The organism is Pseudothioclava arenosa (genome assembly GCF_002358085.1).
In the GTDB taxonomy this organism is placed as follows: Bacteria; Pseudomonadota; Alphaproteobacteria; order Rhodobacterales; family Rhodobacteraceae; genus Pseudothioclava; species Pseudothioclava arenosa.
The window spans coordinates 106,368-121,802 of record NZ_NTJD01000007.1 but is presented as its reverse complement, the minus strand read 5'-3'; the positions used below and the strand labels follow the sequence as shown (position 1 = coordinate 121,802).

The following is a 15,435-nucleotide window of genomic DNA, read 5'->3' as shown; positions in this document are numbered from 1 at the left end:
TTCCTCAGCCGGAAACCGGAGCGCATCCCGCCGTCAGATCCAGCGACCCGTCGCGTGCCTCGGTCTCGATATCCATCATGCCGAGAACAGTATGGAACATGTAATCCTGGCTCAAGGGGGCATCTGATTTCGCCGCGAGGCAGGCGGTATCGACGCCCATCGCCGCCTTGTAGCCCTCGGACATCCAGATCTCCATCGGGACCTTGTACTGGGTCTCGGGGGCGAAGAGGCGCGGCGCTCCATGCAGGTAAAGCCCGCTTTCGCCCAGGCTCTCGCCGTGATCCGACAGGAACAGCATCGCGCTATCGACCTTGTCCTGCTCCGCCATGATCCGGCTCGCCTCGGCGAGGATATGGTCGGAGTAAAGCAGGGTGTTGTCATAGGCGTTGCGGATTTCCTCGGGGGTGCAGGAATTGAAATCGGCGGTGCGGCAATCGGGGGTGAAGCGGCGGAATTCCTCGGGGTAGCGCAGGAAATAGGCCGGGCCGTGGCTGCCGATCATGTGGAAGACCAGAACCGTGTCCTCCGTCGCCGAGGCCAGTTTCTCGCGCAGGATCGGCAGGAAGGCCGCGTCGGTGCATTCGCCCTCGGCGCAGGCAGGATCGGCGGGATCGACCTTGATCCGCCCGGCACCGGTGCGCGCCCCGATGCTCTGATCGCCGGTGTTGTTGTCGATCCACTCGATCTTGACGCCAGCATGCGAGAGCACATCCAGAAGGTTCTCGCGGCCACGGAAGGCGCTGTGCGAATAGTCATCCTCGGTCAGGTTCGAGAACATGCAGGGCAGCGACACGGCCGTCGCGGTGCCGCAGCTTTCGACATCCGAGAAGTTGATCATTCCGGCCGCCATCGTCTCGGGCGAGGTCATCCGCTCATAGCCATTGGCGCCCCAGTTCTGCGCGCGGGCGGTCTCGCCGGCGAAGATTACGGTCACCACCGGCTTCGCAGCCGCCATGATCCGCGCGCCCTTGTGCGCGTCAAGCCCGAGCGACGCGACGACCTGATTGCCCGATTGCAGCTCTTGCTTGGCATAGCGCCAGGCCCCCGCCAGCGGCGCCAGCGGCATGAAGGCGGCCTGAATGTCACGATGCTCGCGGATCACCGCGGAATAGGCCTTGAAGTCGCTCAGCAGGCTGCCCGCCAGCACCGCAACCGACAGGATCAGCATCCCGGCCCAGGTGCCAAGGTCGCGCAGCAGGCTCGCGGGGCGCACCCGCACCCAGAGCACCAGCGCCGCCGGCAGGATACCCGTCAGCACGATATGCTCGACGAAGGGCAAAGTGATCAGGTGATGCGCCTCGGCGAAGGTGGTCTGCATCACGTTGCGGATCATCTCGCGGTCGATCGTGGCGCCAAGCTGATCCTGATACCACGAGGCCGACGAGCCGATCAGCAGAAGCGCCACCAGCACGGGTTTCAACAGCCAGCGAAACCCGAAGAGCGAGGCGACGAACACCGTCAGCGCCGCGAAGGCCGCGACGAAGACCCCAAGCTGTAGCGCGCTGTGCGGGAAGGCCGCCGCCGCGCGACCCCAAAAGGTCGCATTGTCGAAGGCCAGCAGGAACAGCGTCACCAGAAGGGTCAGCACCGGCCCGGAGAGCATTGGGCGCGGAAAGCCCAGGCGGGTCGTCACGGGTGCGGGAATTGCGGTCATGGAATCTGCCTCGGCCTTGTGTTCTCCGGGCAAATTAGGGCCGCCTTCGCGCGCACCCTATCGACTGAGAGTTAGAGGAGGCGGGTCTCAAACCTGAGTATGAGGTGAAAAACGCCGTTCTTTCGGCAGATAGCGCCGCAACGCGGGGCGCAGCCCCCTGCCCTCTTGCCAAGGCGCCCCGGCGCTCCTATCTGGATCGAGGCGGTTACTGCTCTGTGCGTGCAAGGCCCTTTTCCAGTGGCCGATAAGCATTTCCGAGGGGGCTGGCTCTGTCGAGATCCTGGTCTCGTTACCCGGCTCCCACCTGATTTAGTCAGGCTCTCGGGAAATTCACGCCTTCACGGCTGCTGCGGTTTCCGCCACCGCATCCCCCCGGTTCACATGCAAAAGCCCCCCGCGAGGGCGGAGGGCCTGACGGCGCGGAGCGCGAGCTTAGCGGCGGGTCTGAACGCGTGCGGATTTTTCGACCGGCACCGGAACGGCCACCATCTGCGCGGCATCCACCGTCGGGATCGCATCGCGCTTGCCGCCGCCGGGCGTCTCATCCTCGGCCATGCGCATGATGACGATGGCGAATTGCACGCCTGCGAACACCACCGTGTTGAACACCAGAAGCAGCGCCACCGCGATATAGCCGATGTCCGAGGTCGAGATCAGGTGCCAGAGGTTCGCGACGTTGAACCACAAGAGCATGCCCACGAAGGCCACGGCCAAGCCGAAACCGATGATCACGTTCTTGATGTACAGGCGGACAAGCTCCGGCATGACAGATTCTCCTGAAATGGATCTGTTATAAATGTAAGCGCAGCCCGCGCGGATTCAAACGCGCAATCTCGCCGCAGGGCTAAATCCGGGGAAATCCGGCGAAAACCGGCTCAGAATGCCTCGGGGCGCAGCGCGCGTGCCATGTGATCGAGCACCGCGTTGACGAATTTCGGCTCTTTGCCTTCGGGGAAGAAGGCGCGCGCGACATCGACGAACTCGGTGATGACCACCTTGGGCGGCGTCGCGGGGGTGACCAGCTCGGCGCCCGCGGCCCGGAACAGCGCGCGCAGCACCGGGTCGATCCGGTCGATCGGCCAGGCCGCGACCAGCGCCCGGTCGGTCGCCTGGTCGATCTTGGCCTGCCACATCACCGCATCGTCGAGCAGGCGGCGGAACAGGTTCGCATCGCCCTCGGCCATCTCGGTGCCATCCTCATCCACGGCGCCGAAACGATAGCTTTCGAATTCGCGCGCAACGCGGTCCACGCCATGCCCGGCGGCCTCCATCTGAAACAGCGCCTGCACCGCATAGAGGCGGGCGGCGGATTTCATCTGGCGCTTCTCGGCGAGGGTCGGCTTGCGCGGTTTCTCGTCCGGGGTTTCGGGCGTGGTGTCTTCGGTCATGCTGTGGTCGGTCCTTCAGTCTCGCCGGCGATGCGGAACGACTCACCTTGCGGTTTGAAGCCGATGCCTTTCGTGCGGCCCGCCCATTTGCGCGACAATGCGATAAGATGCAAGGCCGCAGCGGCAGCCCCGCCGCCCTTGTCCATATCGGCCGGATCGGCGCGCACTTCGGCCTGCTTGCGGTTTTCGACGGTCAGGATGCCGTTGCCGATGGCCACGCCTTGCAGCCCCAGCAACGTCAGCCCGCGCGAGCTGTCGTTGCAGACGGTGTCGTAATGCGTGGTCTCGCCGCGGATCACGCAGCCCAGCGCGACGAAGCCGTCGTAATCGGCCATCCGCGAGGCCATGCCGATCGCGGTCGGGATTTCAAGCGCACCGGGCACCTCGATCAGGTCCGCCACGGCGCCGGCCTTCTCGGCCACGGCGCGCGCGCCCGCCACCAGATTGTCGGCGATGTCCTTGTAATAGGGCGCGACCACGATCAGGAGCCGCACCGGCTTGTCGAATTGCGGCAGGTCGAGGACGTAATGGGTTTCAGTTCCGGCCATGTCTCAGCCCTCCGTGATCGGGCGGGTACCCACGATGCGCAGCCCATAGGCATCGAGACCCACATATTTCGTCTGCGGATTGTCGGTCAGCAGGATCAGGTCATGCAGCCCCATCGAGGACAGGATCTGCGAGCCAAGGCCGATCTGTTTGATCGTGCGCGGGCCCTTTTCCTCTTCGCGCAGGAGTTTCGCCGACGGGTCGCGGAACAGGCAGACCGCGCCACGCCCTTCGGCGGCCACGATTTCCATCGCGCGGCGGACCTCGTCGCCGGTGCCCGCGCCGATGCCCAGCACGTCATCGAGCACATTCAGCGAATGGGTGCGCACCAGAACCGGCTCGGGGGTGGTGATGTCGCCCTTGACCAGCACGATGTGGTCGACGCCCTCGGCCTGATCGGTGAAGACGCGCATCTCCCAGTCGCCGCCATGGCTTGAGCTCACCGCCAGCCGCTTCATCTCGCGCACGAGGTTGTCGTGGCGGCGGCGATAGGCGATCAGGTCGGAAATCGTGCCGATCTTGAGCCCGTGTTTCTTGCCGAACTCGATCAGCCCGGGCAGGCGCAGCATGTGGCCGTCATCGCCCATGATTTCGCAGATCACACCGGCCGGATAGAGCCCCGCCAGACGCGCCACATCGGTGGCGGCCTCGGTATGGCCCGCGCGCACCAGCACGCCGCCTTCGCGCGCGCGCAGCGGGAAGATATGGCCGGGGCTGGCCAGATCCTGCGGCCCCTTGCGCGGGTCGATGGCGACCGCGATCGTCTGGGCGCGGTCATGCGCGGAAATGCCGGTCGAGATCCCCTCGCGCGCCTCGATCGAGACGGTGAAGGCGGTCTCATGGCGCATCGCATTGGCGCGCACCATCGGCGCAAGGCCCAGCTGATCGACGCGCTCAGCCGGCAAGGGCAGGCAGATCAGGCCGCGACCATGGGTGGCCATGAAATTCACCGCCTCGGGGGTGCATTTCTCGGCCGGAATATAGAGGTCGCCCTCGTTCTCGCGGTCCTCGTGATCGACCAGGATCACCAGACGCCCGGCGCGGGCCTCGGCGATGATCTCCTCGGTCGGCGCGATCGCCGCGCGCAGGCTTTCCTCGACAGCCCCCGGAACGTCATGGGTTCCCGATTTATCGACCGGCTTGGGCTTGGCCTCCGTCATGCATTCCACTCCTGCAACCGCGCGACATAGCGCGCGAGCGTATCAATTTCGAGGTTGATCCGGTCGCCCACTTGGGCCCTGCCCCAGATCGTCACCGCCTTGGTATGCGGAATGATGTTCACGCCGAAATCGCAGCCCGACACTTCGTTGACCGTGAGCGACGTGCCATTCAGCGCGACCGACCCCTTGGGCGCTATAAAACGCGCCAGCGTCTCGGGGGCGCGGAAGGTGAACCGGGTGCTGTCGCCCTCGTCGGTCATTGCGACGATCTCGGCCACGCCATCGACATGGCCCGAGACGATATGCCCGCCCAGCTCGTCACCGACCTTCAGCGCACGTTCAAGATTGAGCCGCGCGCCCACGGCCCAGTCGCCGATATTGGTCTTGGCGACGCTCTCGGCCGAGATCTGCACGTCGAACCAGTCGGCGCCCTTCGAGATCACCGTCAGGCACACGCCGTTGCAGGCGATCGAGGCGCCGATATCGACGCCCTCCATGTCATAGGCGCAGCCGATCCGCGCGCGCAGGTCGCCCGCCTGTTCCAACTCCAGCACTTCGCCGATATCGGTGATGATCCCGGTGAACATCGCACTTCCCTTTCTTTGCTGCCCCTGCCTAGCTCGCGTCGCCCCCCCGCGCAAGGGCCGCGCCTTGCCAGCCTGCACACTGCGACCCTGCGTCAGAGCAGAGCGATTCTCCCATTTTCGCACGGATCAGACCTGTTTACCTCGTGTAAGGGCGCCTCGAGGCACCAGTAAACCGTGACAAGGCCTCGATTTTGCCGCAGAACACCCTGAACCGACCGGACTGGCAGATGACCCGTTTCGCCCATCGCTCCTTCCTGATGCTGCAGGGCCCGCACGGGCCCTTCTTCGACCGGCTCGGCGCAATGCTGCGTGCGGCGGGATGCACGGTCTGGCGCGCGGGCTTCAACCGCGGCGACGAGGTGTTCTGGCGCCACCGCGCCTCGTTCCTGCGCTACGACGGCACGCCCGAGGCCTGGCCGGCGCGGCTGGGTGAAATCCTCGCCGAGAAACAGATCACCGACCTCGTGCTTTACGGCGACACCCGGCCGATCCACGCCGAGGCGGTGGCCGCCGCCCGCGCCGCCGGGATCACCGTGCATGTCTTCGAAGAGGGTTACCTGCGGCCCTATTGGGTCAGCTATGAGCGCGGCGGCTCGAACGGGCATTCGCGGCTGATGGAGATGACGGTGCCCCAGATGCGCGCGGCGCTGGCGCAATCGGAAATCGAGTTTCCCGACGCGCCCCCGCGCTGGGGCGACATGCGCCAGCATATCTTCTACGGCGCGCTCTACCATTTCTTCGTGATGGTGCAGAACGGCGCCTATCGCGCGTTTCGCCCGCATCGCGGCCTCACCGTACTTGACGAGTTTCGCCTCTATCTGCGCCGCCTCGCCTACCTGCCGCTGCATATCGCCGAGCGCTGGCTGGCCACGGCCCGGATCAAGCGTAGCGGTTTTCCCTATCACCTCGTGCTGATGCAGCTGGAACATGACGCGAGCTTTCGCGCGCATTCCGATTTCGCCTCGCAGACCGAGTTTATCGACGAGGTGATGGCGGGGTTTGCCGCCGGAGCGCCCGGCCATCATCACCTCGTGTTCAAGGCCCATCCGCTCGAAGACGGGCGCGCGCCGATCCCGCAGGCGATCCGGCAGGCGACCGCGCGCCACGGGCTGAAAGGCCGTGTGCATTTCGTCCGCGGCGGCAAGCTCGCGGGGCTCTTGGCGCAGGCACGCTCGGCGGTGACGGTGAATTCCACCGCCGCGCAGCAGGCGCTCTGGCGCGGACTGCCGCTCAAGGCCTATGGGCGGGCGGTGTTTTCCAAGCCCGAGTTCGTCTCCGATCAGCCTCTGCCCGAGTTCTTCGCCGCCCCCCGCCGCCCCGACAGCCGCGCCTATCGCGACTACCGCCACTTCCTGCTGGAGACCAGCCAGGTGCCCGGCGGATTCTATTCGGCGCGCGGCCGGCGCACACTGCTGCGCCAGGTCGTCGACATGATGCTGGACGCGCAAGATCCCTATGACGCGCTGATCACCGGCAACGCGACACCGCGGCAACAGTTACGCGTCGTCCGCTAGGTCTTGCTGGAAATTTTTCTCGCTTTTCAGTAGAGTTGCGGGCAAAACAACAATCAGCATCCCGCAAAGAGGAGCTCGAGCAGTGAAATCGATGACCAACCGAAGGGCCGTTCTGGCGGGCCTGACGGCGGCGCTTATGGGCACCGCCTCCTGCGGCCTGCCGCGCTCGGGCCCCAGCAAACGCGAAATCTACGCCGGATCGGTGACCAAGAAGGGCAATGCCTTTGTCGTCGCGGTCGATGACGCGGTGGCGCGCGCGACCGCGCAGCAGCCCTCGCTCGGCTTCTCTTCGGCCCTCCGCAATGCCGGCGTCGTTGGCTCGGACACGATCCACCCGGGCGATACGCTGGGGCTGACGATCTGGGAAAACGTCGATGACGGGCTGCTCGCCTCGCAAGGCGCCAATGCCACCGCCCTGACCGAGATGCAGGTCGATGGCGCGGGCTATATTTTCGTGCCCTATGCCGGGCGGATCAAGGCGGCGGGCAACTCGCCCGACGCGCTGCGCCGGATCATCACCGAAAAGCTCGACCCGCAAACGCCCGACCCGCAGGTCATGGTGACCCGCATGGCGGGCGATGGCGCGACGGTCTCGATCATGGGCTCGATCGGCGGCCAGGGCGTCTATGCGATCGAGCGCCCGACGCGCACGCTCTCGACGATGATCGCGCGCGCGGGCGGTGTCTCGATCAAGCCCGAAGTCGCCAAGATCACCGTGAAACGCGGCGCCCATTCCGAGATGATCTGGCTCAAGGATCTCTACACCAACCCGCAGATGGACATCGCGCTGCGGGCCGGGGATGTGGTCCTCATCGAAGAGGACACCCGCGCCTTCACCTCGCTCGGCGCGACCGGCGCGCAAGCCCGCGTGCCCTTCAAGACGCCGACGCTCTCGGCACTGGAGGCGCTGGCGACGGTAGGCGGGCTGCAGACCCATCTCGCCGATCCGACCGGCATCTTCGTGTTCCGCGACGAGACCGCCGAGATCGCCTCGGCGGTGCTGGGCCGCAACGATCTGGTCGGCGACCAGCGGCTGATCTACGTGCTCGACCTTACCGAGCCGAACGGCCTGTTCATCGCGCGCGATTTCTTCATCCGCGACGGCGACACCGTCTATGTCACGGAAGCCCCCTATGTTCAGTGGCAAAAGACTCTGGGCGTGCTGACCGGCGCGATCGGCACCGCCAGCACGGTCAGCAACGCCACCGGCAATTGATGGATGCGCTGACGCAAGATGACGCCGCCGAGGCCACGCCCCGGCGGCTTTTCTTTTATAACCTTGGCTTCCTGCGCCAACCCCGCCTGCGCGCGATCCTGCGCGCGGCAGGGTATGCGCCAAGCCTCGGCCTGCCCGGCCCCGAGGATGGCGTCGTTGTCTGGGGTCGTTCGCCCTATGCCGCGCGCGGCGAGAAAGTGGCCGAGGCGCGCGGGGTGCCGCTCTTGCGTGTCGAGGATGCGTTTCTGCGTTCGATCCATCCGGGGCGCAGCGGCGCGCCACCGCTCGGGCTGCTGCTTGATGCCGAAGGCGTCCATTTCGACGCCTCGAAACCCTCCCGGCTGGAGCGCATCCTTGCCGAAGCCCCGTTGGACGATCATGCGATTTTGCAACGGGCAAGGGCTGGAGTAGCCCGGCTTCAAAGCTCAAACCTGTCAAAATACAACAATTTTGATCCGGACCTCCCCCCGCCACCTCCCGGCTACGTGCTGGTGATCGACCAAACCGAGGGTGATGCCTCGGTCCGCTTTGGTGGCGCGACGCCAGCGACCTTCCGCGAGATGCTCGCCACCGCCCAGATCGAGCACCCGGGCGCGCGCATCCTGATCAAGACCCACCCCGAGACCTGCGCCGGATATCGTCGCGGCTATTTCGGCCCCGAACATTGCGACCAGCGCACCGAATTGGTGACCGATCCGGTCTCGCCCTGGGCGCTTCTTGAGGGCGCAATCGCGGTCTATACCGTGTCTTCGCAACTCGGGCTGGAGGCGATTTTCGCGGGTCACAAACCCCGCGTCTTCGGGCAGCCCTTCTATGCGGGCTGGGGTCTCACCGTGGATGAGAGCCCCGTTCCACGGCGTCGGCGCCGCCTGACGCGCGCCCAGCTTTTCGCCGCCGCCTATATTCTCGCGCCAACCTGGTTCGATCCTTGCCGCAATCGGATCTGCAGCTTCGAAGAAGCGGTGGATCAGCTTGAGGCCGAAGTCCGCGCCTGGCGCGAAGACCGGTTCGGCTATTCGGCGGGCGGCATGCGCCTTTGGAAACGCGCGCCCTTGCGGCGGTTTTTCGGTCGACATGCCAGCCTGCGGTTTTCCGACCGCGTGAACGCCGAGCGCCCGACCCTCTGGTGGGCCAGCAAGCTGGATGCCGCCACCGAAGCCGCCGCCCAAGCGACAGGGCAGCCGCTGATCCGGGTCGAGGACGGGTTTCTGCGCTCACGCGGGCTCGGCGCCGATCTGGTTCCGCCCCTTTCACTGGTCACCGACAAGACCGGCATCTATTACGACCCGACGCGGCCCAGCGATCTGGAGGCCCTGATCGCCCAAGAGCCGCCCCCGGGCGGGCGAGATCGGGTGGAGCGGTTGATCGCACAGATCCGCAAAGCAAACCTGTCGAAATACAACATCGGCGATGCCCCGCCCGCGCTCCCTGAAGGGCATCTGATTCTGGTGCCCGGGCAGGTTGAGGACGATGCATCGATCCGTTTTGGCAGCGAAAAGATTTGCACAAATCTCGCATTACTTGCGGAAACCCGACGTCAAAATCCGCAATCAATTATCATTTTCAAACCTCATCCCGATGTTGAGGCCGGACTGCGCAAAGGCGCAGTTTCCGAAAGAGAGGCGCGCCGTTTCGCGGATGTAATCTTGCAGAAATGCGATCCCGGGCGACTCATAGACAGGGTCGATGAAGTCTGGACGATGACCTCCTTGCTCGGCTTTGAGGCTCTGCTGCGCGGCAAACCCGTTACCTGCGCCGGGATGCCGTTTTATGCGGGCTGGGGCCTCACGCGCGACCTGAGCCCAGCCCCCGCGCGGCGCAGCACGCGCCCCGATCTGCTGCAACTTGCCCATGCCACGCTGATCGCCTACCCGCGCTATCGTGACCCGGTTTCCGGGTTGCCCTGCCCACCGGAAGTTATCGTGGAACGACTGGCAAACGGCCCCCTGCCGCACCCCTCGGCCGCGAACCGGCTGATCGCCAAACTGCAAGGAGTTTTCGCCTCTTACGCCGACCTTTGGCGCTAGACAGCCAGCCAGCGATGCAGCACATCGCCACCGATTGGCCGGGTTTCCATAAGCCGGAAGCGCGGCGCATCCGCAAGATGCGCCAACTCCATCGCACCGACACTCGCGCGGCCCTCGCCACCAAGCGCGACGCCCGCCGTGAAGCCGATCAACTCATCCACCAGCCCCGCGCGCAGCAAGGCCGCCGCGAACCGCCCACCGCCTTCGCAAAAGACGCGGGTCAGGCCGCGGGTGCCCAGCGCGGCAAGGATCGCCTCGGGCGCGAGCCCCGCGCCTGAGGCGGCAACCTCGATCAGTTCAGCGCCCTGCGCGGCCCACCACTCGCGCGCCTCTTGCGGAGCGGCCCCCGCATGCACAAGCCAAAGCGGGGCCTCGGAAACCGACGCCGCCATACGATCACGCGGAAGATCAAGCGCCGCCGAGGCAACCACCCGCACCGGCTGGCGCAGGGGGGTGAAACCTCTCACAGTCAGCAGCGGGTCATCCGCGCGCACCGTGCCGCCGCCCACCATCACCGCATCGAACCGCGCGCGCAGCGCATGCACATAGGCGCGCGCCTCGGGGCCGGTGATCCACTGGCTCTCGCCGGTCTGCGTGGCGATGCGGCCGTCAAAACTCGTCGCCAGCTTGAGCGCGACCCAAGGCCGCCCCCGCTCAATCCGCGACAGGAAACCGACCTGCAGGGCGCGAGCCTCGACGGCCATCACGCCGGTCTCGACCTCCAGCCCCGCCGCCCGCAACAGCGCGTGTCCCTTGCCGGAAACCCGCGGATCGGGGTCTTCGAGCGCCGAAACCACCCGCGCGACACCGGCAGCCACGAGGGCTTCGGCGCAGGGCGGGGTCTTGCCGTGATGGGCACAGGGTTCGAGCGTCACATAGGCCGTAGCGCCGCGCGCGGCGGCCCCCGCCTGATCCAGCGCGCGCCGTTCGGCATGCGGGCGCCCGCCCGGTTGCGTCCAGCCCCGCCCAACGACGCGCCCCGCGCGCACGATCACGCAGCCCACCGCCGGGTTCGGCCAGACATTGCCAAGTCCTCGCCCCGCCAGCGACAGGGCGAGCGCCATGAAGCGCGCGTCTTCGGCGGTCACTCCGCCTCGCCAGGATTGTTCGGGCGCAGTTCGGAGACGAATTTATCGAAATCGTCTGCCGCCTGGAAGTTCTTGTAAACGCTGGCAAAACGCACATAGGCGACGGTGTCGATCCGGGCCAGCGTCTCCATCACGATCTCGCCAATGGTCTTTGAGGGAATATCGGTCTCGCCCATCGATTCAAGGCGCCGCACGATGCCGGAAATCATCTGATCGATCCGCTCGGGATCGATCGGGCGTTTCTGCATCGAGATGCGGATCGAACGTTCGAGTTTGTCACGATCGAAATCTTCACGCTTGCCCGAGGTCTTGATCACCACCAGATCGCGCAATTGCACGCGCTCATAGGTGGTGAAACGCCCGCCACAGGCCGGGCAAAAACGCCGGCGCCGGATCGCAACGTGATCCTCGGCCGGACGGCTGTCTTTCACTTGGGTGTCAACATTACCGCAAAACGGGCAGCGCATCGGCTTCCCCCTTCTTCCTGTTCCCGCCTCAATTCGGGGTCTTTCGCCCCGGTTCTGTGGAAAACTATAAGGCGGGCGCGATAACTTGGATAGCAGAAATGTGAAACATCCATATCTTGCGTGGGCGCTGTGGCTCCAAGGACTCAACGCAGAAGCGCGGTGACCTGCCGATGGTGGGGATGGGCGCGATGTTCGAAAAGGTAAACTCCCTGCCAAGTGCCCAGATCCAGCCGCCCCGCGATCAGCGGGATCTGCAGGCTGGTGGGCAAGAGCGCCGACTTGATATGGGCGGGCATATCATCGGGGCCTTCGTAGGTGTGGGTCAGATAGGCCATCGACGGGTCACTCGTAGGCGGCACGAGGCGGTGGAAGAAGGCGGTCAGGTCAGTGCGCACCTCGGGGTCGGCGTTTTCCTGAATGAGCAGGCTCGCCGAGGTATGGCGCACGAACAGCGTCAGAAGCGCCTCGCGCTGGCCCTGCCCTTCGGCCCAGGCGCGCAGTTCGCGGGTGAATTCGTAAAGCCCCGGGCCGCGCGTGGCGATCTCGAAGCGGGTGTGCATCAGGCTTTCGGCGCCGGGAGGGCCTGCGCGCGATCCGTCGCCCGGATCGCCAAGCATTCCGGGTTCAGGTCCATGATCCGACGCTCCTTCGCCCAGAGCGCATCGGCCTCGGCGGCGCTGAGCCCACGCTTGACCAGAGCGAGCGGCTCTTTGGAGCCATCGCCCACACCCGAGGTCACGCTGAAACGGCTATTGCCCTCATCGGTCACGTAAAGAAAGCAGGTGCCTACCCGGTCGATCCGCGGCAGGGGCGCACCGTCGGGGCCCATGGCCTCCATCTGGCAGGCGGCGAGCGTGAGGGCGGCAAGGGTAAAAGCAATACGGGTCATGCAAAACCTCGGAACTGGCGTTTTCAAAGGGATAACAGGCACTCCGGCACGGGGGAAGGGGTTTGGCGGAAGGGGCGCCGCCCCTCTGGGGCCGATGGCCCCATTCACCCCGGGATATTTGGGGCAAAATGAGAGGCTATGGCGCGACCAAGAAGCCAGCTATCTTAATAACATCCCAGATTTGAGACATGAACCATGTGGTATGAAACCTTTCTTCTTTTTATTGAAATCACCTCGACGATACTTGTCTTCTCCGGCCTTCTCTTTGCTGCCTATCAAATTCATCAGACTCGCCTAAGCCTAGACTTGAGCGCGGCACAGCATCTCGAAGCAAACGAGTGGAACCGAAGAATTGCCGCCCAGCAAGCACTCGACCAACTGAAAGGATCGCCTGTACTGAGCACCTTACAGACACGGTTTCGCTACATTGATACCAAGGAGGTGATCCCGCTCGAAAGGTTGCGGAAAGCTTTCGAGGAGGATGCCAACCTACAACCAGACTTGTACGGCCTCCTAAATAGCTATGAGAAGCTGGCCCGCAGCGTGAACCTTGGGATCTACGACGAAGAGGTCATTCGGGTCGGGCGGCGCGGCGCCATGTCGAAAGCTTTTCTGGCTTTCAAGGAGGTGATCGAGGCCCGGCGTGTGGATTATGGGGCACCGAATGCCTGGCTGGAACTGGAAAAGCTGGTGACCCGCTGGGAAGCTCAATCCTAAACAAAAACGCCCCCTTGCGGGGGCGCCTTTTTACTGGTCGAGGAAGCTGCGGAGTTTGCGGCTTCGGCTCGGGTGTTTCAGCTTGCGCAGGGCCTTCGCCTCGATCTGGCGGATGCGTTCGCGGGTGACCGAGAACTGCTGACCCACTTCTTCCAGCGTGTGGTCGGTGTTCATGCCGATGCCGAAGCGCATGCGCAGCACGCGTTCTTCGCGGGGCGTGAGGCTTGCCAGAACGCGGGTCGTGGTTTCCTTCAGGTTCTCCTGAATGGCCGAATCCAGCGGCAGGATCGCGTTCTTGTCCTCGATGAAATCGCCAAGCTGGCTGTCTTCCTCGTCGCCGATCGGCGTTTCGAGCGAGATCGGCTCCTTGGCGATCTTCATCACCTTGCGGACCTTTTCGAGCGGCATCTGCAGCTTTTCGGCCAGTTCCTCGGGCGTCGGCTCGCGGCCGATTTCGTGGAGCATCTGACGGCCGGTGCGCACCAGCTTGTTGATCGTCTCGATCATGTGGACCGGAATACGGATGGTGCGCGCCTGATCGGCGATCGAGCGGGTGATCGCCTGACGGATCCACCAGGTCGCATAGGTCGAGAATTTGTAGCCGCGGCGGTACTCGAACTTGTCCACGGCCTTCATCAGGCCGATGTTGCCTTCCTGAATGAGGTCGAGGAATTGCAGCCCGCGGTTGGTGTATTTCTTGGCGATCGAGATCACCAGACGCAGGTTCGCCTCGACCATTTCCTTCTTGGCCTGACGGGCTTCTTTCTCGCCCTTCTGCACCTGGTTCACGATGCGGCGGAATTCGGAGATGTCGACGCCGACATATTGGCCGACTTGCGCCATGTCGCCGCGCAGATCCTCGATCTTGTCGCGCGAACGCTCCATCAGCGCCTGCCAGCCACGGCCGGCCTTGTCGTTCATCCGGTCGAGCCAGGTCGGGTCAAGCTCGTAGCCGCGATATTCCTGAATGAATTCCTGACGGTTGATGCGCGCCTGGTCGGCCAGCTTCACCATATTCGAGTCGATCGACATGATCTTGCGATTGATGCCGTAGAGCTGGTCGATCAGCGCCTCGATCCGGTTGTTGTGCAGGTGCAGCCCGTTCACCAGCTCGACGATCTCGGAGCGCAGCTTCTGATAGGCGGCTTCTTCGGAAACGGTGAAGGAGCCGTCCTCGTTCAGCGTCGCCGACATCCGCAGGTCCTGCATCTCGGCCAGCGTCGCGTAATCGCGCGCGATCAGTTCGAGGGTTTCCAGAACGCGCGGCTTGAGCGTCGCCTCCATCGCGGCCAGCGAGAGGTTCGCGCCTTCGTCCTCATCATCCTCGTCGGACTGGATCGGGTTGCCGTCGGCATCAAGCTCGGGCTCGTCGCTGCGCTCGGATTTCTCTTCGCCCTCGACTTCGTTCACCTCGATACCGTCGTCTTCCTCGTCATCAAGCGAGTTGCCGAAGGTCGCCTCGAGGTCGATCACGTCGCGCAGGAGGATGTCTTCGTTCAGAAGTTCGTCGCGCCAGATGGTGATTGCCTGGAAGGTCAGCGGGCTTTCGCAAAGCCCCAGGATCATCGTGTTGCGGCCAGCCTCGATGCGTTTCGCGATGGCGATCTCGCCCTCGCGGCTCAGCAGCTCGACCGAGCCCATCTCGCGCAGATACATGCGCACCGGGTCGTCGGTGCGATCGAGCGTCTCGGTCGTGGTGGTCGCCACCGCCACCTCGCGCGAGCCGCTTTCGGTCGTCGCGACCTCGTTGCTGTTTTCCTCTTCGGCCTCTTCGGCCTCGACCACGTTGATGCCCATCTCCGAGAGCATCGACATCACGTCTTCGATCTGGTCGCCCGAAACCTGATCGGGCGGCATCACCTTGTTCAGCTCGTCATAGGTGATGAAGCCCTTTTCGCGCGCCTCGGCGATCATCCGTTTGACTGCCGCCTTCGACATGTCGAACGAGGTATCCTCGTCGCTATCGGTCTCGGGCTTGTTCTCTTCGATGTCTTTAGCGGCCATGGGGGCTCCTTGGTCGGTCCGGGCGGTGCCGGGATCGCGGGCGGGCGCGAGTCGAATCATACCTGTCGGTTGTATCGAATCGTCAAAACGAATCACAGGGGCGAATCATTCACAATTCCTCTGCCCCCGAAGGCTCTGCGGGTTTGCCCATGCCCGGCGCATTTACGGGCAGGGGCGC

At 64.6% G+C, this 15,435-nt stretch carries 15 protein-coding genes and 1 other RNA gene; 5 read left to right on the top strand and 11 right to left on the bottom strand.

The window, feature by feature from the left end:
• Positions 1 to 4: 4 nt before the first annotated feature.
• A complete protein-coding gene (locus tag CLN94_RS10340; protein ID WP_096433865.1) occupies positions 5 to 1,654 on the bottom strand; it encodes a phosphoethanolamine transferase in 1,650 nt (549 codons plus the stop codon).
• 202 nt (positions 1,655 to 1,856) lie between these two features.
• Here CLN94_RS10340 and ssrS point away from each other — a divergent pair.
• Positions 1,857 to 2,014: non-coding RNA, 6S RNA (gene ssrS / locus CLN94_RS10335), on the top strand.
• Between the two features lie 72 nt (positions 2,015 to 2,086).
• Here the strand turns inward: ssrS and CLN94_RS10330 are convergent.
• The 5 genes from CLN94_RS10330 to CLN94_RS10310 form a co-directional block, all read right to left on the bottom strand.
• Entirely contained in the window at positions 2,087 to 2,419 is a 333-nt protein-coding gene (locus tag CLN94_RS10330; RefSeq protein WP_096433864.1) for a hypothetical protein, read from the bottom strand.
• 110 nt (positions 2,420 to 2,529) lie between these two features.
• Complete coding sequence (nusB, locus tag CLN94_RS10325; RefSeq protein WP_096433863.1) at positions 2,530 to 3,042, bottom strand: transcription antitermination factor NusB; 513 nt, start codon at positions 3,040 to 3,042, stop codon at positions 2,530 to 2,532.
• Positions 3,039 to 3,590: a 6,7-dimethyl-8-ribityllumazine synthase gene (locus CLN94_RS10320; RefSeq protein ID WP_096433862.1), complete on the bottom strand. Its 552-nt coding sequence runs from the start codon at positions 3,588 to 3,590 to the stop codon at positions 3,039 to 3,041. Before CLN94_RS10320 ends, nusB begins: the two co-directional genes overlap by 4 nt.
• Positions 3,591 to 3,593: 3 nt before the next feature.
• Positions 3,594 to 4,748: a 3,4-dihydroxy-2-butanone-4-phosphate synthase gene (ribB, locus tag CLN94_RS10315; protein ID WP_096433861.1), complete on the bottom strand. Its 1,155-nt coding sequence runs from the start codon at positions 4,746 to 4,748 to the stop codon at positions 3,594 to 3,596.
• The gene (locus CLN94_RS10310; protein WP_096433860.1) at positions 4,745 to 5,335 is read right to left on the bottom strand and encodes a riboflavin synthase; all 591 of its coding nucleotides are present in this window, start codon (positions 5,333 to 5,335) and stop codon (positions 4,745 to 4,747) included. The genes ribB and CLN94_RS10310 overlap by 4 nt, the downstream gene beginning before the upstream one ends.
• A gap of 227 nt (positions 5,336 to 5,562) precedes the next feature.
• Here CLN94_RS10310 and CLN94_RS10305 point away from each other — a divergent pair, with 227 nt between their 5' ends.
• From CLN94_RS10305 to CLN94_RS10295, 3 genes are all read left to right on the top strand, one after another.
• Positions 5,563 to 6,849, top strand: a complete 1,287-nt coding sequence (locus CLN94_RS10305) for a capsule biosynthesis protein (protein ID WP_096433859.1) — start codon at positions 5,563 to 5,565, stop codon at positions 6,847 to 6,849.
• A gap of 91 nt (positions 6,850 to 6,940) precedes the next feature.
• Positions 6,941 to 8,065, top strand: a complete 1,125-nt coding sequence (locus CLN94_RS10300) for a polysaccharide biosynthesis/export family protein (RefSeq protein WP_096433858.1) — start codon at positions 6,941 to 6,943, stop codon at positions 8,063 to 8,065.
• Complete coding sequence (locus CLN94_RS10295) at positions 8,065 to 10,092, top strand: capsular polysaccharide biosynthesis protein (RefSeq protein ID WP_096433857.1); 2,028 nt, start codon at positions 8,065 to 8,067, stop codon at positions 10,090 to 10,092. Before CLN94_RS10300 ends, CLN94_RS10295 begins: the two co-directional genes overlap by 1 nt.
• Here CLN94_RS10295 and ribD read toward each other — a convergent pair.
• The 4 genes from ribD to CLN94_RS10275 form a co-directional block, all read right to left on the bottom strand.
• Positions 10,089 to 11,180: a bifunctional diaminohydroxyphosphoribosylaminopyrimidine deaminase/5-amino-6-(5-phosphoribosylamino)uracil reductase RibD gene (ribD, locus tag CLN94_RS10290; protein ID WP_096433856.1), complete on the bottom strand. Its 1,092-nt coding sequence runs from the start codon at positions 11,178 to 11,180 to the stop codon at positions 10,089 to 10,091. The genes CLN94_RS10295 and ribD overlap by 4 nt on opposite strands.
• Complete coding sequence (gene nrdR / locus CLN94_RS10285; RefSeq protein ID WP_096433855.1) at positions 11,177 to 11,647, bottom strand: transcriptional regulator NrdR; 471 nt, start codon at positions 11,645 to 11,647, stop codon at positions 11,177 to 11,179. The genes ribD and nrdR overlap by 4 nt, the downstream gene beginning before the upstream one ends.
• A gap of 143 nt (positions 11,648 to 11,790) precedes the next feature.
• Positions 11,791 to 12,207 (bottom strand): secondary thiamine-phosphate synthase enzyme YjbQ, encoded by a 417-nt coding sequence (locus CLN94_RS10280; protein ID WP_096433854.1) that lies wholly within the window; start codon positions 12,205 to 12,207, stop codon positions 11,791 to 11,793.
• Complete coding sequence (locus CLN94_RS10275) at positions 12,207 to 12,536, bottom strand: hypothetical protein (RefSeq protein ID WP_143598906.1); 330 nt, start codon at positions 12,534 to 12,536, stop codon at positions 12,207 to 12,209. The genes CLN94_RS10280 and CLN94_RS10275 overlap by 1 nt, the downstream gene beginning before the upstream one ends.
• Positions 12,537 to 12,731: 195 nt before the next feature.
• Here CLN94_RS10275 and CLN94_RS10270 point away from each other — a divergent pair, with 195 nt between their 5' ends.
• On the top strand, positions 12,732 to 13,253 hold the full coding sequence (locus CLN94_RS10270) for a DUF4760 domain-containing protein (protein WP_096433852.1): 522 nt from the start codon (positions 12,732 to 12,734) through the stop codon (positions 13,251 to 13,253).
• 30 nt (positions 13,254 to 13,283) lie between these two features.
• Here CLN94_RS10270 and rpoD read toward each other — a convergent pair whose 3' ends face one another.
• The gene (rpoD, locus tag CLN94_RS10265) at positions 13,284 to 15,257 is read right to left on the bottom strand and encodes an RNA polymerase sigma factor RpoD (protein WP_096433851.1); all 1,974 of its coding nucleotides are present in this window, start codon (positions 15,255 to 15,257) and stop codon (positions 13,284 to 13,286) included.
• Positions 15,258 to 15,435: the final 178 nt, after the last annotated feature.